This window comes from Alistipes sp. ZOR0009 (genome assembly GCF_000798815.1).
Classification (GTDB): Bacteria; Bacteroidota; Bacteroidia; order Bacteroidales; family ZOR0009; genus Acetobacteroides.
In genome coordinates this window covers 1-23,109 of the sequence record NZ_JTLD01000043.1, presented here as the reverse complement: position 1 = coordinate 23,109, position 23,109 = coordinate 1, and the positions used below count along the sequence as shown (strand labels likewise).

Annotated in this window: 21 protein-coding genes; 2 read left to right on the top strand and 19 right to left on the bottom strand. The window is 42.9% G+C overall.

Going from position 1 to position 23,109, the window contains the following annotated elements; genetic code table 11:
- Window positions 1–350: 350 nt before the first annotated feature.
- The 18 genes from L990_RS12680 to dinB all read right to left on the bottom strand — a co-directional run bounded on the left by L990_RS12680 (window position 351) and on the right by dinB (window position 20,076).
- Window positions 351–734 carry a hypothetical protein gene (locus tag L990_RS12680; RefSeq protein ID WP_156121550.1) on the bottom strand — a complete coding sequence of 128 codons (384 nt, stop codon included), beginning with the start codon at window positions 732–734 and terminating at the stop codon, window positions 351–353.
- A gap of 407 nt (window positions 735–1,141) precedes the next feature.
- A complete protein-coding gene (locus tag L990_RS12675) occupies window positions 1,142–1,537 on the bottom strand; it encodes a hypothetical protein (protein WP_047449920.1) in 396 nt (131 codons plus the stop codon).
- Window positions 1,538–1,726: 189 nt separating this feature from the next.
- Window positions 1,727–2,134 carry an energy transducer TonB gene (locus L990_RS19330; RefSeq protein ID WP_052180992.1) on the bottom strand — a complete coding sequence of 136 codons (408 nt, stop codon included), beginning with the start codon at window positions 2,132–2,134 and terminating at the stop codon, window positions 1,727–1,729.
- A 103-nt stretch (window positions 2,135–2,237) separates the two neighbouring features.
- Window positions 2,238–3,005, bottom strand: a complete 768-nt coding sequence (locus L990_RS12665) for a hypothetical protein (protein WP_047449917.1) — start codon at window positions 3,003–3,005, stop codon at window positions 2,238–2,240.
- Between the two features lie 286 nt (window positions 3,006–3,291).
- Window positions 3,292–3,570, bottom strand: coding sequence for a hypothetical protein (locus L990_RS12660; protein ID WP_047449915.1), 279 nt, complete (start codon window positions 3,568–3,570; stop codon window positions 3,292–3,294).
- 322 nt (window positions 3,571–3,892) lie between these two features.
- Window positions 3,893–4,534, bottom strand: a complete 642-nt coding sequence (locus tag L990_RS12655; RefSeq protein ID WP_047449912.1) for a hypothetical protein — start codon at window positions 4,532–4,534, stop codon at window positions 3,893–3,895.
- Window positions 4,531–5,829, bottom strand: a complete 1,299-nt coding sequence (locus L990_RS12650) for a hypothetical protein (RefSeq protein ID WP_047449910.1) — start codon at window positions 5,827–5,829, stop codon at window positions 4,531–4,533. Before L990_RS12650 ends, L990_RS12655 begins: the two co-directional genes overlap by 4 nt.
- Before the next feature lies 1 nt (window position 5,830).
- Window positions 5,831–6,388 carry a hypothetical protein gene (locus L990_RS12645; protein WP_047449907.1) on the bottom strand — a complete coding sequence of 186 codons (558 nt, stop codon included), beginning with the start codon at window positions 6,386–6,388 and terminating at the stop codon, window positions 5,831–5,833.
- A 2-nt stretch (window positions 6,389–6,390) separates the two neighbouring features.
- Window positions 6,391–7,302 carry a hypothetical protein gene (locus L990_RS12640; protein ID WP_047449904.1) on the bottom strand — a complete coding sequence of 304 codons (912 nt, stop codon included), beginning with the start codon at window positions 7,300–7,302 and terminating at the stop codon, window positions 6,391–6,393.
- Between the two features lie 294 nt (window positions 7,303–7,596).
- The gene (locus L990_RS19325; protein WP_052180991.1) at window positions 7,597–8,487 is read right to left on the bottom strand and encodes a hypothetical protein; all 891 of its coding nucleotides are present in this window, start codon (window positions 8,485–8,487) and stop codon (window positions 7,597–7,599) included.
- A 3,186-nt stretch (window positions 8,488–11,673) separates the two neighbouring features.
- Complete coding sequence (locus L990_RS20025) at window positions 11,674–11,829, bottom strand: lmo0937 family membrane protein (protein WP_156121548.1); 156 nt, start codon at window positions 11,827–11,829, stop codon at window positions 11,674–11,676.
- A 464-nt stretch (window positions 11,830–12,293) separates the two neighbouring features.
- Window positions 12,294–14,636 (bottom strand): glycosyltransferase family 4 protein, encoded by a 2,343-nt coding sequence (locus L990_RS12630; RefSeq protein WP_081981706.1) that lies wholly within the window; start codon window positions 14,634–14,636, stop codon window positions 12,294–12,296.
- Window positions 14,626–15,672 (bottom strand): pesticidal protein Cry7Aa, encoded by a 1,047-nt coding sequence (locus L990_RS12625; RefSeq protein WP_047449901.1) that lies wholly within the window; start codon window positions 15,670–15,672, stop codon window positions 14,626–14,628. The genes L990_RS12630 and L990_RS12625 overlap by 11 nt, the downstream gene beginning before the upstream one ends.
- Before the next feature lie 375 nt (window positions 15,673–16,047).
- A complete protein-coding gene (locus tag L990_RS20020; RefSeq protein WP_156121546.1) occupies window positions 16,048–16,203 on the bottom strand; it encodes a lmo0937 family membrane protein in 156 nt (51 codons plus the stop codon).
- Between the two features lie 210 nt (window positions 16,204–16,413).
- Window positions 16,414–16,767 (bottom strand): cupin domain-containing protein, encoded by a 354-nt coding sequence (locus L990_RS12620; RefSeq protein WP_047449899.1) that lies wholly within the window; start codon window positions 16,765–16,767, stop codon window positions 16,414–16,416.
- A gap of 122 nt (window positions 16,768–16,889) precedes the next feature.
- The gene (locus tag L990_RS12615) at window positions 16,890–17,450 is read right to left on the bottom strand and encodes a helix-turn-helix domain-containing protein (protein WP_052180990.1); all 561 of its coding nucleotides are present in this window, start codon (window positions 17,448–17,450) and stop codon (window positions 16,890–16,892) included.
- 133 nt (window positions 17,451–17,583) lie between these two features.
- On the bottom strand, window positions 17,584–18,843 hold the full coding sequence (locus tag L990_RS12610) for a 4Fe-4S binding protein (protein ID WP_052180989.1): 1,260 nt from the start codon (window positions 18,841–18,843) through the stop codon (window positions 17,584–17,586).
- Window positions 18,844–19,008: 165 nt separating this feature from the next.
- A complete protein-coding gene (gene dinB, locus L990_RS12605) occupies window positions 19,009–20,076 on the bottom strand; it encodes a DNA polymerase IV (protein WP_047449896.1) in 1,068 nt (355 codons plus the stop codon).
- A gap of 273 nt (window positions 20,077–20,349) precedes the next feature.
- On the opposite strand from dinB, the gene L990_RS12600 reads away from it, so the two are divergent.
- Together L990_RS12600 and L990_RS12595 are read left to right on the top strand one after the other, a co-directional pair.
- A complete protein-coding gene (locus tag L990_RS12600; protein WP_156121544.1) occupies window positions 20,350–20,604 on the top strand; it encodes a hypothetical protein in 255 nt (84 codons plus the stop codon).
- A gap of 85 nt (window positions 20,605–20,689) precedes the next feature.
- Window positions 20,690–22,228, top strand: a complete 1,539-nt coding sequence (locus L990_RS12595) for an OmpP1/FadL family transporter (protein WP_047449890.1) — start codon at window positions 20,690–20,692, stop codon at window positions 22,226–22,228.
- 210 nt (window positions 22,229–22,438) lie between these two features.
- On the opposite strand, the gene L990_RS12590 is transcribed toward L990_RS12595, so the two are convergent.
- Window positions 22,439–22,807, bottom strand: a complete 369-nt coding sequence (locus tag L990_RS12590) for a hypothetical protein (RefSeq protein ID WP_047449888.1) — start codon at window positions 22,805–22,807, stop codon at window positions 22,439–22,441.
- Window positions 22,808–23,109 lie beyond the last annotated feature (302 nt).

The window sequence follows — 23,109 nt, the reverse complement described above, 5'->3', positions numbered from 1 at the left end:
TTAGATGGCATTCCTGCTCCCTTACGTTTGCAGGCAAAGCCTGCTAGGATAGATTCGACTGAGGCGATAGCCTCAGCCGAACGGAGCGCCGACAGTACTTTCGACAGCTATATCGCGGTATACCTGACGCGTAAAAAGGTCGACCCAGCCTACAACCTGAAATGTTAGGAAGTAAGCGCTATCGTCCTTTCTTATTTTGTAGCCCGTTGACATAAGCGCTGCTTTACACCCTAAATTTAGTAGCTTTTTAGGTTAGATGGCACTTTGCTCCCTTACGTTTGCAGGCAAAGCCTGCTAGGATAGATTCGACTGAGGCGATAGCCTCAGCCGAACGGAGGGCTATACCGTAGCTAACGGCTGGCATTTTTTATTTTGTCAATTAGGCATCTCATATTCTTTCTGTTTCTTCCAGCTGACACAACTGAAGCTTTCCTATCAGGGTCACAAATACTATTAATCATTACTTTATCATTGTCTATTATTACAGTGATTTGCTCACCCCAACTACCTGTATACCATTTGGGATATGTCTTAAATACTTTGTAATATTTTGAATTTACCAATGAAACCCATTCTAGTTCATCTGCTGTTGCCGCAATAAACTTCTGAATCAAATCAAGAGGCAGACTTGTTTGTATTGATTTAAATTCTAACCTTTTATATTGAATAAAGAAAAAAACAAACGCTAAAAGGATGAAAGGAATTTGCACATGGAACATTTCCTCAAAAGTCATTACCCCCGTGTATTCTCCAGTAAACACATACTTTAACCAGAAAAACGAAAAGAAAAGAGGTGGCATTAAAAGAAAAATAACAACTAAGTAATGAGTTAATAAATCAACCACGACAGCTTAATCCTTCCTTTCATTTTCATTGTTTCTACCCATTCTTGATTCATAATAGTAAGTTTATCTTATGCACTCTGTTGAATTTGCCGCTAACGTAGAACTAATCCCCACGGCATTAAATGTTTGTAGAAAGAAGCTACGAATCTATTCCCGTTACGTTTGCAGGCAAAGCCTGCTAGGATAGATTCGTCTGAGGCGATAGCCTCAGACGAACGTAGGCATAGCCTTAGCAGTGATGCCTACGGCTTCGGCCTTTCTAGCTGGCGGCCTACCAACCGCAATATAGCGCTTGGCTATATGTTACTACTATTCTCATTTAATTCGGCCATTCGTTTCCTATCTACATAATGTGTGGCATACTGCTCTTCAATAGCTTTACTGCCCGATTGGCTAAACCTTAATCGACGGCTTAATCGTTTACCCTTTTGATCGTATGCTGTCCAAGTGCTTTCTAAATCTAGCTCGACAGCGTATCTTCTAATGAGCTTATTTACCAGCGAAAGTTTCACCAAATCGACACTGCATACGCCTTCTAAGCAATCGACCTTACCCAATTGCCAGCTTTCGTAATCGCTTTCCGACAGAAAGTTAAGCTGCAGGAGTACGTCTACAGCGCAAACATAACCCTTTAAGTAACGATTCGAATGAACCAACCTTTTTATCTCCTTCTCTAACTCTTTATTACTCATCGAAACTTCCTATTTAAAACAATTTTATTAAACCCCACTTTAGGCAAAACTCCCCTGCTAAGCGCTGGCTCTGCCTACGCTTTTGTTCTTTGCAGCCTACAGCTACACTGTAAGGACAGGCTGGAAGCCCTGTAATACCCTATTTAGCAGTGTGCGATAGCATCAGCCAAACGAAAGGCTGCTGCATTTCTACTGCCAAACAACCGGAAAGGTAAGCTGTGTTCTTACTATTTTATTTCCTTTTTTCCCAGGCGTCCACTTTGGCATTGACTGTACTATTTCCACAGCCTTTCTATTAAACCACTCTTCTACTCCACGAACAACTCGGATGTTACTCAGGGTTCCATCTTTTTCAACTACAACCTGAACCAACACCTTTACATACATATCACTCTCGATATCAGGCCAAACCAAATGCTCCGAGATAAATTGCTTTATACAATCATCAGCTACCCTACAATTCTTATATCTAAAAGATGGACAGCTATCGACAGAGATATAAATTGTAGAATCTGCCTGTTGACCAAAAGAATCAGCAGCAAAAGCTACCGTTAAAAATAGCCATATAAGTAGAACTTTAGGTATCGACCTTTTCATACACCATCTCTTTAAATGAATACTTCTCCCGTTATGTTTGTAGGCAAAACCTACATGAATAGATTCGACTGAAGCGATAGCATCAGCCAAAAGTAGGTCGCTATTACTTTATTTCTGCGTCTTGATATAAGATCTCTGCTTCTCCGTTTAAAACAGACAAGTGTGCAGGAGCAGCCCCCTCTTCACCCAATTTATCTATTCCACATTCGTAAGTGTACTCGCCAAGTTTAAAGATGTAGCTTAGATTGCCTCCTGTTCCTAGAACTTGTATTTCTCCATTTAGGATAATAACCGCAGGCTTCTCGTTCATCCCTTGCTGTTTCTTCCACGATGCATACCGATAAGCACCATTACCCATATCGTCTATTCTGATTCGATATGAAGAAGTTTCCAACTTACAGACTGGAGTTTGAAATTTCCTTAGCGGCTCGTAGAGGTTGCTTCTTTCTGCGGCAATCAAACGTTCCTTCACTAACTTTTCTTTGCGAGACAAATAGTTTACTGCAATTAATTTGCCATCAGAGTCAAGCCACACTAATCCATTAAGCAGCATAATTCCTCTTGATCCCATTTCGGACCAGTCCTTTTTAATATTCGATTTTACAATCTTAGAAAGTAAGTAATCATCAAATATTTGTTCGAAGCAGCTTAGTAGCTCCCTTTTAGTTTTAACCTCAGGTATTGGATATTCGCGAGATAGCGGATAGCTTACGATGGAGGCTATCTTCTCTCTATTCCCGGCTTTTACTGTTGCAATAAAATCGCGCACAAGCTTTTGGCTCTCGCCTCCCAAATCTTCAGCCAAAGCAACAGCAGATAAAATAAAGAAGAGTAACGAGGTAAGTATAATTTTCACAACCTGCTTTTTCATTTAATGGCGTCCAACCTTTTATACACTACAAACGTCATTGGTTTTAAGTTTCCATCCACTTAGCCATAGCCGACTGCAAAATAGCAAAGATTGGAAGACTTACAACGCCGCTTAGCAGGGCTTTTATGTTAGATGGCTCTTCTGCTCCCGTTATGTTTGTAGGCGAAGCCTACATGGATAGAATCGAATGAGGCGATAGCCTCAGCCGAACGGAGGACGCTACGCTCAACGGGGGAATATTTATCACTTCCTATTTAGCAGCCTCGTTACTTTATCTACGACCTTCCTACTCAAACTTTTGATGGCTTTCGATTAAGGTACACGATGGATTATTCTCGCGTTCGTTTACATTAACCAACGCATACGATTCCTTTACGACCTTTCCTATTGTTTGGTTTACATAATCCAATCCATAATATTGAACTGCACGTAAATATTTATGCATTAACTCTCTGTCGTTCTGAATAGTTAAAAACACCTCGTTAGTTATTCTTTTATTCAATTTACCTATAGCCTCTTCGGCAATTTGGTGTGCCGTAATGTTTGGACTTTCCTCCTTTTTCATGCTCTATTTAATAAGGGTTAATATCAATTACTATTCATTTAAATATAGATTATTACACTAATCGTTGAGCGTATGATTTCGTAAGGGATTGCGAACTTTATACCTATCAAGTTACAGCAAAATTTGGAACTGGTTACTACCCCCCGAAAACCGCTGAACCTCTAACTATACCGCGTGTTACCGCCTGGTGTTTATTTTTTTCAAATCGTTAATCATACTAAGTCTATCATGCGTTTGAGTAGGCAAGCTCTCTGGCCGGTTTTGGTCGTGAGATGGCATTTTGAGCGACCGTTCAATGTGCTTGACTAAGAAGCATTGGAAATTAAACATCAAGTATATTGCTAATCGTTAAACCTATTTCGTTCAATTCTTCTAAAGCGTCTTCAATATCTTCCTGTGAATAACTTGTAGTGTAATGAATTCCTGTTGTATAGTCAATTACTCCAACATCAACTTCATTAATCTTGCAACCATACAGAGTAGATGCAATATAATCTTGTATAATCGGAAACCTTAGTTCCAACATCCAATTTATTTCATCAACGTCTTTTGATATTATATATCCACTATAACCACCAACTGGTTTGATGTTTAGCAGCCAAATCCAGCCAGAAATTTTAATTTGTGGTGTTAATTGTTTATCGATATTTATAGTTTTATCGAAATGAATATATCCTTTTTTATTGTATTCGTCCACATAATTATCTAATGCGATAATTAAATCTTCCAATTCTCTTCTATTCTTTTGAGTATCTTTTCTGCTGCTAAAAGAGTGTTCTAATTTTGATATTGCTTTTGATATATATCCTGTATTATGATATTCCATAACAGCATCGTGCCATTTCATTGATTTAGGCCTACCTCCAAAAGAGTTTGATGCAAGAGACCCATTGAGCAAAGCTTTACCATATTGAGATGGATTACTTCTTGCTTTTTCAAGATTTGTTATTGATATTTTATTCATCCAATAAGTTTTATAATGTTTGGATATTTTTGAAAAACGGCTAGCGATTGAGTGGACACTCTTCCATACATATCAATTGCAGCATTAGTATCAAAAGATGAATTATATAATTCAGGAAACTCAATTAATAATTCATATTTTTTTGAGTCATTTAGATTATTAAATTTTGAAATAAACTCTAAATAATCAACTATATTTCGTCTTTTATCATCTAAATCATCAAGATTATTTAAGTCAGAATTAAAAATATCATGAGCATATTCATCAAATTCAATATTATTGTATTCGAGTGATATCCGGCGAGATATACAAGGAACACAGTACCCACAGTGTTTGTTATCAGGAATTCTTGATATCATCCAACAACTGGCAGATAAGTAAGATTGTTTTCTGAGTTCCTCTGGTAGACAAGCGAATACTTCTGCTTTCGTCTTATATAGATAAGGATTAATAATATCAAATTCTGGATTTCTAAGTAATATTTTAAGTAAATCCTTTGTTATTTGTACAAATTGCGGGTCAGCAGTATGAGTTGAAAAAGGGCCTACTCTTGATGGATTTAATGGTAAATGAATTGCAAACTGACCATTTTCTGCCATATAAAGTACCTTATTAAAATTACATCTCCTAGAAACTAAAGATGCTAAACAAAGAAACAGAAAAGACCTTGTTCTTTGTGTATTTTCCCTATCAGTTGGGAAATTATAATCACCCTGATTTCTGCCATAAACCTTAACATGCACATGTCTGATTTGTTTTGAATAATAGTTCTCTAATAAAGAATGAACATTATTCTGACAATCATCTACAACTTTATTACCATGAGAATTATGACTAACCAATACAAGATCTTTATTTTCTTTGATGAAATCAGAAGCTGCACACATTGAGTCAAGACCTCCCGAAAATAATAATGCTGCTCCCTCTTTTTCATTCCAATTAAAATCTGTAACAGGAACACCTTTTTTTTGAACAAAATTGATTGTCCAGTTATCTCTACTAACAGTTAGCAATGCTGTTTCTAATAAATCTTTAATTTGCTCAAAGGAACTTAGATTGACAACATCAATTGTTATTTCAATATCTCGGATAAAAAATTCTCTTTCATCTCTTGGAATCGCTAAGTCAGAAGCAAATATTCCTGATGCAACATTTAATAAATCTATTTCTAAGGAATTTAACTGGCCAAATTCATTTTCGAGGGGTTTTTCTCCAGTGTATAAATTTTGACCAGGGTAAAGATGTAAGCCATTGTTAACAGGTCTTTCACAAACAAATACTTTTTCAACAGTCATTTTAGTTAGTTTTAAGTTTTTCAATCGAGCTGTCAACGTATGAATTCCAAGAAGAATACGAATTTATTCTTTTGTCTTCATTCCCTAGTATTTGATTAACTCTTGAATTGATATTTTTTTTATAAGTAATGAGTTCGTTTACATTCTTATTACGGTAGTTATCGCCAACAAAACCAGAAATATCTCTAGAAACAATATAGTTTGTGACTTCAGAAAAGAAACTGTTAATCCATTGATTCGCAGGACTGCTTGATTGAAAGGCCATAGGTATAGCCCTTTTAGCAAATTCTGAAACAATGGAATTGTTTTTATTTATTAAAATTGATTGATTAAATTTTTGGATAGCTTCCACAATTGAACTTGAACTCTTAACAGCTTCATAACAATTATATACAGCTTCTGATTTTAAATGCAATGAAATAGGCTCATCTTCATTCTCAGAAGCTCTCCAAACTTCATTAATTGCTCTATATTCAGGGATTCTTTCATTCTCATAACACTTAAATACTGGTCTCCAGTTTGGTGTTCTTTTCGAAGGATGGCTAATTGATGTACCCATATTTAATGAATTTTATCTTTATCAATTCTTTTAATTTCACTCTGTACATGCTTTTTTTCTACAATTGTTTCAGTGAATATATTTTTCCAATTTATAGAATTTCTAATTTTAGGCATGGTAATTAAAAGTTCAACTATTTCTCCTAACACTTTACTTTCAATACATGACAATCTACAATTTGCCAGCTTATATAATTCTTCAGACCGATTTTCTATTGATGAAATTGAGTCATTAAATTTCCCAGAAACAACAACAAAAGTGAAAATTGAACCAAAAAATTGTGCATATCTTTCATTAAAATCGAAGATGTATGAAGAAAATCTTTTAATATCATCTGCTGTGAAATCAAAACCATTTGAATAGGCTTTTGAGTCTAATAATATCATATATCTATCTTTGCCTAATACAACACCGTCAGGTAAAGATTCAAACAGTCTGTCTTTACCATAACGTTTTGTTGGAGAACTCATAATGAATTGCAAGCATTCTGCGATATAAATTTCGTGCAAATCGTCTGGCTGCCCAATAAGTCCAGCAGGTAGATTATTATGTCCTAATTCGTTAAGAACATCACTTAAATTAGGTATAAGAATTAAACCAGTGCTTACATAACCACCAAGTGTTTTGTAAAATTCAGCATTTGTAAAGCACTTGCATTCATCAGTTTTAATATTATCACCTACAATAATTGGTAATGAGTTATATCGTTGTGCAATTTTTTTTAGAAACTTAACTATAGTATCAGCAACTGTAAGATTTGAAAATAATATACTATATCTAATTTCAGCACCAAGTTTATCGAATTTATATACATTAAGAATATTATTATCACCAGAAACTCTTTCTACTTTAGATATATGAAAACTATTAGTTATAAGAGTCGATACAATATTTCCAAATTCAATAATCTCCATGTTGCATGCGGGTTAGGTAAAAAACAGTTCTTTTACAAGCTGAAGCATCGGCTAGAGTGTCGAAGCTTGTGAATGTGCTGTTTTATGTGTTGGCTGTTCATTTATTTGTTTTTCTATTTTTCAAATCAAGTTGTCTGTTTCTTACACTTGGCGGTAACGGCCGGGGCTATGCGACGCTGAGGAAATCGAAGCTACTTTCTTATAAACATGCACAGAGTTATAAAAAAAGACACTTGTTTAACATAACAACTTAAACCCCAACAAAGTATAAGCCAGCACTAGCACCTATTGCTTTTAAATATATCTTTTAGCTAAACTTTTTAATAATTCAATCCCCATAAATGTAAATTCTCTTGAATCATTAAGCACTCCAAATTTCTGAAGTTCTCGTGCTTCTCTTGGACCAATTATATGTTCAATTCTTCGACCTGAAAGTCTATCCATCAGATATTCGTGTGGGTCATGAAGTAAGTCAGCAGGGTCACATTCCATCTTAATATACTTCATTAAATATTCTCGCAAATGAGGTGGAATGCTATGTACTATCTCACTTTCTTTCATATGTTCAGTCTCAATTAGTCTTCGTTTCATATAATCCAATTCAGAGGAAAGATTACTGATCTCCTTATCCTTATCACTAATCTTCTTTGTGTACTCTTCTCTCTCTTTAGTACTTAAATTAGCTTTAGTCATTAACTGTGTTAGAATTTGATTCTTTTCTTTTATTTCCTTCTCTAACTTTTCCTTTTCTGTATCTAACTCTTTTTTAGCAGTTTCAATATCAATGTTTTTTGTTTTTTTACCACTGCCATCAAATTTGTCAACTAGCCCTGTATAACCTTCATCAAGATGTTTAAGTTTCTCACCAAATCCTGCCTCAATTCTGCCAAGAATCTCTGATATCTCCTTTGTAAACTTATATGTATTATCATAAAACTTATTACTGGTATCAGTTGCCTTAAAATAAAATGCAACAGATAATGCAACAGAAAACAATGCAAGAATCAGAGACAATAAATCTGAAAAATCAAACTGAGTAAAGTCAAATTTTGAATCAGAAATAGCAATTTTGTATGCTAATAAAATAGAAAACACAGTAACAACTATTATTTTCAAAATACTGTTTCTATTAGCAATTTTATCATTCATTTGTTGCAACGGAATCTTCTCTTTCTCTTGTTCCATAATGTTTTTTGGTTACGTTTTTTTTGCAATTGATGCTAACATCTCAGTACTCGCAGCTAGCTGCAATTATTTTTGCATTACCCACATATGTACCCCGTACAGGGTACCTGTACAGGTTTGGGCGCTGCAGCTGCAGCTATCTTCCAAATACGAAAAGTAATAGCAGCATTTCCTACCATAACTGCAAACCTGCACCACCCGAACGGCAGCGCGTAAGAAGACGAACCAAGAGAACCATACTTACTAAAGGTTTACAGCTATAATTTGCGGTCTAAAATAGCTAATAAACCTTACCGTTATTCGATTTACGTTAACAAATTGCATAAAAAAGTAAATAAATGGGCAGGGGTGGCAGCTGCCGGGTGCTGGTTGCGGTAGGTGCCCGCATGTTATGGGCATGCGGTAAGGGGGGCAACGGTAGCGGTAAAGGGTGGCTACTAAAAAAAAGAGGTGCATGGCCCCTCTTTTACTAGGAGTTGGCTATAATCAGAGTAAAAGGATTGGAATTGCACGCTCGAAGCTGGAGGCAGGCGCTAGGAGTAGCTTGTTTTAGAGGTTGTGATAAGCCTCCTTTATAGAATATAGGTATGGATGTAAAACGTCCATTTTAAGCAATTGCAAAAAACTACTTGTAACAAAAACAAATGTACTCGAAAGAAACATAGGTATACTCGGAGTGAAAACATGGGAGGTTGGGGCAAAAATGGCTGTTTTAAGGATTGCAAAAAGTATACTCATAACAAAAAGAAATATACTCGTAAGTAAAATAGATCTACTCGTAAGTAAAATAAATGAGGTCAGTGGTGTAAATAAATCTACTCAGAGCAAAATTAGATGAGGTCAGCGGTGCAAACAATCAACTCAGAACGAAAATAAATGAGGTCAGTGGTGTAAATGAATCTACTCAGAGCAAAAATAAGTGAGGTCAGTGGTGCAAATAAATCTACTCAGTGCGAAAATAAATGAGGTCAGAGGTGCAAATGAATCTACTCAGAGCAAAAACAGATGAAGTCAGCAGTGCAAACAATCTACTCAGAACAAAAATAAATGTACTCAGTGGTGCAAATAAATCTACTCAGAGCGAAAATAAATGAGGTCAGTGGTGCAAATGAATCTACTCAGAGCGAAAATAAGTCTACTCAGAAGCCAAAAATTGGTGTGTATGCTACTTTACTTTAAGGTGTAAACCGCATTATACGGCTTGTAGGGCATAAAAAGATGCAAAACCAGACCTACCAGCTTGAATGGGGTGTGCTTTACGGCTAGGTGAAAGAGGGGATGCGATGCGGCTAAGGGGCTTACTGTCGTGCATTACCACTTTCGATTCCTTTCGAATTCTTTTTTTTATAAAAGCAATTCGAAAGAAGGGGATGTGAGATGTGGGTAATGAGATTTGAGTAGTGAGATGTGGGATGTGAATTGCTTACGTTACTTTTTTGGCGCAAAAAAGTAGCAGGAAAGCATAAGAGAACAAGCATCTGCGAATAACTAGCATATCGCAATACTCAATACTCACATCACATATCTAATGTGTGCCTTACGCCACTTTTATTACGGATAGAAAATTATCTCGCTATATAGCATTTGCTGCCGAAGTAGGGCATTCTCGATTCAGATGCTGTATATAAAACTTTAGATGCGGACATTAGCAAGGTGGTCGCATATCGCATGTGTTGCTTACGCTATCTTTATTACGGATGCTACGTATTATTAATTTCTTACGTTACTTTTTTGCGCCAAAAAAGTAGCAGGAAAGCATAAGAGAACAAGCATCTGCGAATAACTAGCATATCGCAAATCTCAATACTCAATACTCACATCGCATATCTAATGTATGGCTAACGCCACCTTTATTACGGATGGAGGATTTTTTCTTTTAAGAGCATTTGCAGCCGAAGTAAAGCATTATCGATTCAGATGCTGTATATAAAACTTTAGATACGGACATTAGCAAGGAAGTCGCATATCGCATGTGTGGCTTACGCTATCTTTATTACGGATGCTACGTACTACTAATTTCTTACATTACTTTTTTGGCGCAAAAAAGTAACCAAAAAACATGACGAAAATTAACTCGCACCGTCGGCTTATAGATGCTTAGATATTTACTTAACACCTGCAGAATGCATTAGGACGGTGCATTACAATAGGGACGACCTACCGAGCGTTGCTCAAACAGGGATTTTCGTCGTTAAATGTGTGGCTTACGCCACTTTTATTACGGATGGAGAGCTTTTTCTTTTAGAAGCATTTGCAGCCGAAGTAGGACTTCCTCGATTCAGGTGCTGGATATAAAACTTTAAATACGACCATCAGCAAAGAAGTTGCATATCTCATTACTCAAATCTCACGACTCAATACTCATATCGAAAATCGCATTACTCACATCGCAAATCACATATTCCGCTACAATTACGCCAACAGCAGCGCCTTACTACTTCCGGCCGCTATGGCATATAAAAGCCCCAAACATTCCATCCGTCAACACCCGTGGCGTAGCCACACAACTAACGGCGGAAATTGGCTCCTTGCAGTCGCCGAGCTCCGCTGCGCTACGGTTTTTGTTTGAGTAACACTCGGAAGGCAGCTTGTGACCAAATGAGAAAACGACAATCGTTCTACCACCGCAACAAAAAACATCAAGGACCTATAAGCCGATGGTGCGAGTTAATTTCCGCCATGTTTTTTGCGCTACTTTTTTGCGCCAAAAAAGTAGCAGGAAGAAATATCTATCCAGCAAAACAACCTATTAGCATATAGGAAATCCGCACATCATTTTTCATTTAGCAAAAACATCTTCCGGCCACTCTGACATATAAAAGCCCCAAACATTCCATCCGTAAACACCCGTGGCGTAGCCACACAACCAACGGCGAAAATATTTGTTTGAGCAACACTCGGAAGGCAGCTTGTGACCAAATGAGAAAACGACAATCGTTCTACCACCGCAACACAAAACCTCAAGAACCTATAAGCCGATGGTGCGAGTTAATTTCCGCCATGTTTTTTGCGCTACTTTTTTGCGCCAAAAAAGTAGCAGGAAGAAATATACATCCAGCAAAAACAACCTATTAGCATATAGGAAATCCCCACTTCATTTTTCCTTTAGCAAAAACTTCATCCGGCCACTATGGCATGAAAGGAGACTCCTGCTAGCCAAAGAGTCTCCTCTCCCCTTTCTGTAAGCTAGCTTGCTCGTCGTCCTCTGATGATGCTTAGCAATATGGAAATAACGGCTAGCACCAGAAGGATGTGAATAATGCCGCTTACATTAAATGCAAAGTAGCCTAAAAGCCATGCGATAACCAGAATTACCGCCAGCAGGTAAAGGAATCGTTCCATGGTACATCGTTTTTTTGCTTGGCAGGCAAAGGCGCTGCCAGCGAGTTATCTACTTTTTGAACGGCCACAGCTGGGTAAGGTTCGAAACGATGCCATAACAAAAGGATAGTATTGGTAGATGGTTGGAGTGCCAAATGGCTACGACCTGATTCCATGTGAGCCGTAGCGATTGGAGAAAAGGAGATGGCAAAAACGCCGCCCTACTCCACAGACACCTACAGATAAACGTTTTTGCCGTTTATACATGCTTTTTACCAATAAGGCTTACACCCCAATTGGTAATACAAATCGGCATACAATACCTTACTGCAGTAAGGAAAAAGTAGCAGAGGGTGCTGAACTGGAGCCGGTGGTTTGATTCATAGATTAGATTATCTCAGCGCCCTCTGTACTTCTATCCTCGATGTTAAACATATCCGAACGTCTAAAAATGGCCGTAAGTGGGTATGGTATGATATAAGGGATTACCGAATTACGCGCCGCTGGCTATACGTCGAGGCGAATAGCTGGTGCTGCGCATACTTCCGTTTTATGTAGCCTAGCTGTAGCATGGGGGGCGATAGGGTTCTTTTCACTCCTGCTTCTACCGTCAGGCGAGCCATCAGGTAGCTAACAGCCGACTCGGCCCCCTGATTCAGGTTGATGTTATGCTGCTCCAACCCGTCGTAGCATCCGCCCGTGCAAGGGTTGTAGATGGTTTGACGGAGATGGTTATTTCCTAAGAACCAGCTAAAGGCAACCTGCATCTTGAGTAGATACTCCTTTTGATGCCCTATCTCGTAAAACTTACTGAGAGCCATTATGGTGTAGGCCACATCTATGGGCTGCTCGCCAAAGTGAGCCTTCTTTTTCCCCTTCTGATGCCAGCCCCGGTTAGATATGACCTCTATACGTCCCTCGGTAAAGGTTTGCGATAGCAGAAAGTCGAACGACTGAAAGGCGATCAGCTTATAGGCGGCATCGTCTACCACCAGCCAAGCGTACAGCATGGCCTCGGGGAGTACGCTGTTGGCGTAGGTAAGGTAGCTCTCAAACCATCGCCAGCCGCTCTCCGACTCGTGCCTATACATGTTGGCTAGCCGGTTGGCCAGCTGGCGTACAAGCATCTGCACGGTGTCGGATCTGAATGTCTTGAAGTAGAAGTATAGCCCCTTTATGGCAAAAGCTAGCGCCCGCGTAGAGTGCATAGCCTGCAGCTGGGGGAGCGACTTTTGCAGCATGGTTTGGGCAAATACAACCAGCTCAGAAGGAAGTATGGCTTTTTGCGAAACAAGGTAGCCTAAAGCCCATATTGCCCTTCCGTTGGCATCGTCGAGGTTGGTGGCAGCATTCTGCACCGTAAAATTTCCTTCCCGATCTACGTAGTTTAGAAATTTGCCGTCGGCTTGCTGGCAGTGTCTAATAAAGTTAAGGTAAGTCTTAATGTAGAATAAATCGCCCCTGTTGGTAGTTGCCTCGTAGTGCATGCAAAGGGCAACAAGTGCCCGGGCATTGTCGTCGAGCGTGTAGCCCGAGTCTAAGTCGGGCTGGTTTACCTTCGAGAACTGAACCATACCAAAATCGGTAGTCAGCTTTTTTATATGGTTAAGGTTCATACCAGGCAGCTGATACTTTAGCCTAAGCTCACCATCAGCTATTCGGCTAAGCAGCCGGGCGTGCGCCTCTGCCGAGTTCTCCCACGCGGTTGACACTATCTTTTGAAGGGTATTTATTCGGATGCTTCTCCGCAGCTGGTCGTCGTTTAGCAGGCGTACAACGCTATCGGCCAGCTGTACCGAGTTCCCAAAGTCGAAGATGATGCCCGTATCGCTGGTTAGCACCTCCTTTGCGTGAGGGATGGGGGTGGATATGATGGGGCAGCCACAGCTCATGGCGTAGGCAAAGGTGCCGCTTACCGCCTGGTTGGGGTCGTTGCTGCTAAACACGTAAATATCGGAGAGCTGCAGGTATTCGAGCAGCTCGGGCAGGGCCAGGTAACTGTTTATAAAGCGTACATTATCCTGCAATCCATACTCCTTTACCTTTTCGGTGAGCCGCTGACGGTACACCTCTCCCTCGCTCTTTACCACCTCGGGGTGCGTTTTCCCTATAATCAGAAACATAACCTCGGGCTGCGCCTTAACAATGGAGGGTAGCGCCTGTAGGGTTGTTTCTATGTTCTTGCCCGAGCTTAGCAGACCAAAGGTAGATAGCACCTTCCGCCCTTCGAGCCCATGCTTCCTCTTAAGCATATTCTTGTCGAGATGCGCCACCAGGTGGGTTCCGTGGGGTATAACCACAATCTTACGTAGCGGCACGTCGTAGTCCTGTACCAGTACCTCCCTCGAGCGGTTGGTCATCACCACAATGGAGGTACACGCCTTAGTGAGTGCTATTAGCTTAGCCTTTAGCGCCTCATTCGGATGGGGTAGCACCGTATGGAAGACAATCACCACGGGCTTCTCTATTTGGGAAACCATGAGCGTAAAGGCCTCCTCGTGCAGCCGATAAAATCCAAACTCGTGCTGTATAACCACAATCTTAATGCGGCTGTCGCGGTTGATGGCCTGCGCCACCTGCTGGTACCGCCCTAGGTCGGAGGTGTCGAACACCAGCTTCACCTCGGGCGGATAGCTGTATTGGCTAGGGCCCGACTCTAGCGCGCAAATCTTAATGGAGAAGGAGTCGCCAAACTTCTTGGTGATGGACTTTACCAAATCCTGCGAGTAGGTGGCAATACCACACTCGCGAGGAGGATAGGACGTAACAACCAAAATTTCGGTAGGTTGGCTGGTAAACGATGGTATAGTGTGGGTGTTAGCATTCATTGGTGCTGGAGTAAGTTAGTAATTCGGATATCAATTCTGGCATATTCAGCGAAGCAACGGCGATTCGCTCGTCGGCCGCTCCGTAGTAAATAAAGAGGGTATCGCCAAAGAGTGCCGTTCCGGTAGGAAATACCACGTTGTTTACCTCTCCCGTCCTTTCCCACTCGTGCTCGGGCGCAAAAAGGGCGTAGGGTAAACGGGCAATAACCTTTGCAGGGTTCTCCAAATCGAGTAGAGCCGCAGCGCAGGCCGAGTAAACAATCCCTGTATCGGTCTCCTCAGCACCGTGATATATTAAAAGCCAGCCATGCTCGGTCTCTATGGGAGGGCATCCCCCGCCAATGTAGCTCGACTCGTGCGAGTAAATTGGATCCATAATTATGCGATCCTGAAAGTTGAGAAAGTAGCTCGCCCAAAACTCTCGGGTTAGCTCTGCCAAGCTATCAATAAAGACTATTTGAATGCCAGGCCTAATACGGTGAAGAAACACCAGCTTGCCCTGAATCCTACGGGGAAAAAATATGACATTCTTATCCCAAAGCATAACCTTCTTCTCTGGATCGGCTTTCTGGTAGTAAAACTCATGGTTACGATAGTACCGCTGGTTAACCCGTCCATCCATTTCGGCTAAGAGTATAAACTCGGCGTAGGAAATCGGTGGAACGATAATCCCCTGCTTCGTAAAATGCCTCAAATCCGTAGAAATGGCCAAGGCTCCCCTTGCATTAGTACCATCGTAACCAGTATACGTTAGGTAGTAGGTGTCCTCTATTTTTACAATACGAGCATCCTCTACCCCCTGCGTTTCATAGTCAAATTCAGGAACAATGATGGGCCTATCCCACCGTTCGGTAACCGTTAGCGGTCCATCGAGGCGGCAGTAGCCAATAGTAGACAGGTTGCCACTTTGCACTGCTCGGTAAAAAAGATGAACACTTTCACCTTCCTTTATTACGGCAGGATTGAGTACGCCGCCATTCTCGAACTGAAGGTCGGTTTTCTCTAAAAGTATTCCCTCTTTTTTTACTTTTACCATGATGCTGTATATCTAAAACGGTTGTAACCTTAATAGGACAAAGATCCGAAAAGAAAAAATCGAAAGTGTTACATAGTAACCAAAAGAAGTTACATAATTACCACATTTGCAGGATGAAATAGGTTACAACACCCCTTACAGCAACCGAATTCCAGCCACAAAAAAAAGTGCCACCTTTTCTATTGTAGGTAGCACTCCCTTTCAACTAAATATCCGGAGAAGGAGGATGTGTGGAACAAATCAGGCTCTCCGTTTTTATACTACAGTACTATTTAAAAAAGCCTACAGAGCATCCACCTAGCGGACTCCATGACAAGTCCCTTAGGCTGCAACCGACACCCTTTGCGCTGACTCCAAGCCTCCGTTCGACGAACGTTAGCCTACCCTTCTCCCTTTCATCAAGGTTAACAGAAAGAATATAACCGCAACAATCAAAAGAATATGGATAATGCCGCCAACATTAAATGCAAAGAAGCCAAAAGCCCATGCAATAATCAGTATTACTGCCAATGCATAAAGTACCCTATTCATGGTATTCTATTTTAGGTTCTACCAATAAGTCTACGTAAAGTTGCGGCTATTTGAAACGAAAAACGTTACATAATTCCTAGCATATATTACAACATTCCCACATTTTAAATGGATGAATACCTTAAAAAGGCTTTCTACCGAGCATTATATTCCCTTAGGCTCTAACACAATAGAGCCTGCCCTGCATGTGGCTAAGAGATCCCATCCTAGCTAATCCTCATAGCCGCTCTTTATGACGGTAGAGATCATCTTAAACTGCTCGTTGGCATTAAAGTAGTGCCGGGCATGTGCGGGTATAATTATCCCATCACCCAACGATAGGTTATACTGTACGCCTGCAATAAAGAGCTCGGCTGTTCCATCAATTATCTGAATGTAGGTATCAAAAGGCGATAGCTTTTCGGCCAGCTCCTCGCCAGCATCAAATGACGAAACGGTGATGTTACCCGTCGATTTTTTGATGATTGTCTTACTTACAACGGCGTTAGGAACATACTCGATGATCTCGACAACGATATGCACCTCCGACTTTTTCAGGATGCCACTATCAACAATGTTTGCCATGGTACAACGCTTTTAGGATTTGCCCACACCAGAGAAGTAGCCCTCCCCCAGCGCTGGCAAGGTAAATATGCAACCATCTCGTCGCTATACCATTACACTTGGAACGAATATTTTTACATATATCACAGGTCTTCCAGATTTCGGGTTCGCTTCTGCTTTAGCTGCTTATAGAACGAGGGAGAAAGTCCGGTAACCTTCTTAAACTGGTTGGATAGATGCGCCACGCTGCTGTAGTGCAGCCGGTACGATATTTCGGTAAGGTTAAGCTCGTCGTATAGCAGCAGCTCCTTCACCTTCTCTATTTTATGGATGATGATGTACTGCTGTATGGTAATCCCCTTTACCTCCGAAAAGATGTTGGAGAGGTAGGTGTAGTCGTAGTGAAGTTTTTCGCTTATATAGGTGGAGTAGTTAACCTTAGGTAGCTCCTCAGAATAGTGGATCATCTCCACAATCACGCCCTTAATCTTTTCTATTAGGATAGCCTTTTTATCATCCAACAGCTCCAATCCAGAACGAAGTAGGTTAAGGTGCAGCATATCGCGCTGCTCCTGCGAAATAGTATCCACCAGCTCCACCGTACCAAGATCGATCATAGAGTAGCGTAGCCCTAACTTTTCCAGCTCTTCCTTTACAATCATCTTACAACGAAGACTTACCATGTATTTAATGTAAAGTGTCATGCGGCCGGTGCATTTGTATACCTTATTCTACGGCAATAAGCTGTAAAGGTTGTCTAATTTGTCAACTATAAAAAAAGGCCACCATCTGTGATGGTAGCCTTTCTCTTACTATTTTGATTTATAGCGGTACGTTCTAGAACGAGGTAAATAGCGCCGCCCCAAATACGGCCAGCACAAACAGCACGGCCACCAGGAGTGCTATGAGCTGCACCTTAGGGGTTACGCTCTTCGGAAGTATATCCTTCGACTCCCGTCTGAAGAAGTCGATAAGCGCGCCTGTTGGGCAGAAATATCGGCACCAAGCACGGGGAATGGCAACCGACAGCAGCAAAAAGAGCACCGCTAGCACCACCACGCCCTTCGAGGCCGAGGCAAACAGAAATATGGAGAACGGTTCGGCATCTGATATCTCGAGGGTAGATCCGAACAGGGTGATGGCCATAAGCAGCAGCAGCACCTTAGAGCGCGTGCGGCTTAAAACCGACACCACCGGCGATGGTAACTCCACCTTCCGCTTAGAAAGCTTACCCAGCAGCTCCTGCGAGGCGCCAAATGGGCACACGTAGCTGCAGTAGAAGTTCTTTCCGAAGAAATATGGCAGCACAAAGGCCAGCAATGCTATGGTTACAAATATCACCTGATTCTTTAGCGATATGCCCTGCATCAGCCAGCTACCTACCAGCTTAACCGAAAGGAACGAGCCGTAGAAAAAGCCTAGCACGCCAATTGAAAGGATCAGCAGAGAGATACGATACTTATTAAATCGTTGCGGGTAGAAGTAGAAGGCCAGCGCATACAGCAGCACAAAAAGCACGGCAACATATCCAACAATAGCCTTTAGATCGGCTTTACGGGCTACGGAAGCAGCCTGCGCATACTCCGACAAGCGCTTCTTTACCGTCTCGTTTATGGCCACCGACGAGTAGGTTGCTCCGGATATGGCATCCATATCCTTCGACACAGCCTCCTCTACGGGCATCCCTTTCCATCTCTTTAGGAAACCTTCCTCCACCACTCGCCCCACATACGACGGGGTTTCGTCGTTGGGAAGCAGCGCGATGCACTCCACCTGCTCCTGGTCGTTAACTACAATTGCCAGCGGCGTTGGACCGCTGTAGCCAATAATGTCGCTGGTTGTTTTTTGGGCAAGGATGGCTTGTCCTATCACCTCATGGCCACCGCCTACCACCTTCCACGTCTCAGGAGCCACCTCCTCGATACTTTCGGTGGTCGGTAGCGCCTGCTTAATACAGGCCAGCAACTCCTTGCTGGGCAGCGTTACCGATTGAGCCCGGCTCTTTTTATTATGCTCGGTTCTTACCCCTATAGCAACTAAAATTACCAGCAGAACAGCCAGCTGCGGTAGCTTGTTTTTTATTCGTGCAATCTTCATCTATACTAGGCTAGGTTTATTACTTCACTTTAATATCCCTCGTAAAGGTATTTAAAAATAGAACGAAGGGGACCGACGCTTTAGTGTTTTTGAGCAGGAGAGTTTACACCACAAAAAGGGCTATAGCGCGCACGTTGGCACAAAGGGATAGGACACTCGCCCTTGTTAGAAGTTTAGGGTGAGCTGTATCCCATCCTTTTCGTCCTCTTCGGCGTTGGAGATGGTTACCCCTAGCAGCCGTATCTTGGCATCCTCGAGGTAGGTTTGCAGAAGCAGCTCCTTGGCGTAGCGGTGTATGGTGTCGAAGCTGGTAAACCAGCCGTTGATGGTTTTACTACGGGTAATCTGCTCGAAGTTGTGGAACTTTACCTTTAGGGTGATGGTCTTTCCCTTAAAGTTAGACTCCTTGATGCGCTCGAACACCTCCTGCTCGAGCTTGTAGAGCTCGGCAATGCGCTCGAACTTGGTGGTTAAGTCCTTTTCGAAGGTCTGCTCGGCACCTACCGACTTGCGCACGCGGCTATTCTTCACCTCGCGCTCGTCGATGGCCCTTGCCATGCTAAAGAAGAACATGCCGCTCTTACCAAACAGGCGCGTAAGCTCGTGCAGCTCGCGTCCCTTCAGATCCTTACCGTTGTGGATGCCGTAGCGGTGCATCTTTTCGGCCGTTACCTTACCAATGCCGTAGAACTTCTCGATAGGCAGCTGCTCCACAAACGCCTCGGCCTGCTCGGGACGAACCACCGTTAGCCCGTTGGGCTTCTTCATGTCGGAGGCTATCTTGGCCAAGAACTTATTAAACGACACCCCCGCCGAGGCTGTAAGTCCAGTCTCCTCGAGGATGCGCTTTCGGATTAGCTTGGCAATCTCGGTGGCCGAGCTCTGCTGCACAAAGTTCTCGGTAACGTCCAAAAAGGCCTCGTCAATCGAGAGCGGCTCAATCTTATCGGTAAATTCCTGAAAGATCTTCATGATCTGCGCCGACACCGCCTCGTACTGCTCGAAGCGGGGCCTCACAAAGATGATATCGGGACACAGCCGCTTGGCCACCACGCTGCTCATGGCCGAGCGTACGCCAAACTTGCGCGCCTCGTAGCTGCAGGTGGCCACCACCCCGCGCTCCGACGAGCTACCTACGGCAATAGGCTTGCCCTGCAGCTCGGGGTTGTCGCGTTGCTCTACGGAGGCGAAAAACGCATCCATGTCCACATGTATTATCTTGCGCTGAATCATCGCTGCAAAAGTAGCATTCTTTACCTTCTTTTGCCATCACAAATTACATGGAAACCGCAGCCGATATGCTCGCCCCTAAAGCACCTACGGCCATCCAAGTAGGAGCTCGTGCGGCGCCACCATCTCCCCTGCCTAAGATCCAAACAGCAGCCATCGTGTAGGGATCGCCTAGCGCCTCATCAGCAGCACTTTTTTAAGAATGCTCTCTAATTTTATCCTAAATAATTTAACTCGATGTGTAATTCGAAATAAATTTAATACATTTGCCCCCCGATGAAGAAAGCACGCTTATACCTAGCAATATTTGCTTACGTTATATTCGTCAGGCGTATGGTTAACCAGACGCTTAGGCGTGCATTCTACCTTTACCGAAGGGGCGATAGGCTGATACAACGCTTTAAGAGCATCATCGCCAAGGCCAAAAAGGCGCCTGCCAAGGTAAAAACCACCCCCATTTTTCACATCTTCACCTGCCCGCTTGCCTTCGGACAAACGCAGGGCTACCAGATTCAGATCCTACGTATTTGATTTGCGGCTGCAAATCTTCCCTTTCTTATGCCTTAGCTGTTAGTACTGAGGCATAACCCTATTTTGTTTACTAATTTACTTTTATATGAGAAAAATTGTTCTTTCGCTAATGCTATTTAGCGGAGCAGTGGCAGCCAACGCGGGCGGCATTCTTACCAACTCGAACCAAAGTGCGGCCTACGTGCGTATGCTTTCGAGAAATGCCTCAACCGACATGGACGCGGTGTTCTACAATCCCGCCGGATTGGCGCTGCTAAAAGATGGTTTCCATATCTCGTTGAACAACCAGTTTCTTTTTCAGAAGAGAAGCATCAGCAACGACTACCCCTACCTCAACGATAAGGCCTACACGGGCGATGTAACCATCCCCTTCTTCCCCAGCTTCTACGCTGCCTACAAGAAGAACGACTGGACCTTCTTTGCGGGGTTCACCCCAACAGGTGGGGGCGGTAAGGCGACCTTTAACAACGGTCTTCCCTCGTTCGAGGTGCCTGCCTCCGATATTCCAACGCTGCTAACCCAAAAGGGAATCGCCACCACCGACTACGCCCTCGACATGTCGTTCGATGGGACCTCGGTAATTTACGGCGGACAGGCCGGAGCCAGCTACAAGGTGAACCGCTGGCTTAGCGTATCGGCTGGCGCCCGTTTCGTGTTTGCCAAAAACACCTACGATGGCCACCTGAGCAACATCCGCATAAACCCTGTAAGCGCGCTAAACCCAACCGGCGGTTTTATTAGCGCCCCCAAGTTCTTTAGCCAGATGTCCGCCTCGGCCACGGGTGCCGCCAGCTCGCTGCAGCCCATCATTACCGCCAACTATGGAGGGTTAACTCTTCAGCAGGCACAGGCTGCCAATATCCTTAACGCCAATCAGGTTGCCGCCCTACAGGCAGGTCTTGGCAAGGACTACAATGCTGCAATGACCATTGCCCAAGTTCAGACCGCCTACCAAGGAAATGCTGCCATGCTGGGCGCATACGCTACCGCCACGGCCGATAAGCAGGTAGACGCCACCCAAACAGGTACCGGCATCACCCCAATTATTGGCGTTAACATAAACCCTAACGACAAGCTTAACATCGGCGTTCGCTACGAATTCCGAACCAAAATATCCCTTAAGAACGACACCAAGGTAGATGGCACCGGCATGTTCCCCGATGGAAAAAGGTCGAACAGCGATATGCCCGCCGTGCTGGCCGTTGGGGTAGACTACCGCATCCTCCCCGACCTGAAGCTGTCGGGATCGTGGACCCACTACTTCGATAAGGACGCCAACTGGAACGGTAAGGAGAAGTTTATCACCGATAACCTATACGAAATTGCCCTTGGCTTTGAGTACGACGTAACCCCTAAAATGCAGGTGAGCGGTGGATACCTTTACGTGCAAACCGGTGCGGGACAAGGTTACCAGTCGGACATCAACTTTAGCCTCTCGTCCAACAGCGTGGCCTTCGGTTCGGCCTTTAAGGTTAGCGAAAAGATGAAACTGAACATGGGTATGATTTACACCCAGTACGTAGAGGGTACCCGCTACCTTACTTACAACAACGGCATCACCGCCAAGGAGACCTACAACAAGAATAACCTTGGCTTTGCCATCGGAATCGACTACCGTTTTTAGACAACCCGAAATACCCTATTCATTAAGAAGGCGCCCCGAAGTGATTTCGGAGCGCCTTTTTCGCGTTGCCACCTCCCGTCGGCCAGCAACGGCCAACGGCCCCCGCTTGGCTCCCAGCGTAGCCGCGCCTCCCAACGTACCCCCACCAAACAAAAAAGAGCACCCCCGAAAATCAGGGGCACTCCATAGTGTTAAAAATAAGGGGCAGTATTAAATTCCCTTTTTATCGTCGTCGTCTGGTTTCTTCTTTCCGCGCTTAATATCGCTTACTCGAGTTCCTCCAACCTTCTCGTACTCGATGCTATCCTTGCCGTACTTTACCGCTGTCGATGCCAGAATCTTAACGCAGAACGCGTCAATCTCCTTTTCAAGCTTCTCCACGTCGTACTGCTTCTCGTCGACAACCGATAGGAAGGTATTATACTCTTGAAGCTTGGTTTCGCAACTTTTCAGAAGTTCTTCGGCTGCTTCTACAGTAATACCATTTCCTAAATCGAGCTTTGGATCAATAGCGGACATTCCAGACAAGCGAGCTTTTAAATTATCCACCGAGTTGGATGTCCTTTTTGCTCTTGACATAATTACCTCCTTTCTGCTTTAACGGGTAAATAATTGGGTTAATTAAGCTGGCGTATCAGCCTTTAGAAGACATTCCCCCGCTTTAATCCTACCGCAAAAGGTTTTACCTCCAAAGCCGAACCTAGCAATGGTATAAAATTAACAAACATATCAAAACAAACCAAAAATTAACATATCTTTTTTCGGTAACGCACCGCTATAAAGAAGCAGCTTATGCCTAAAAACGCCTCTCAACAACATTATAACACCTGCGAATGGTACAAAAAAAATTTCACACCCCCCTAAAAAAGCAACCGCCAATC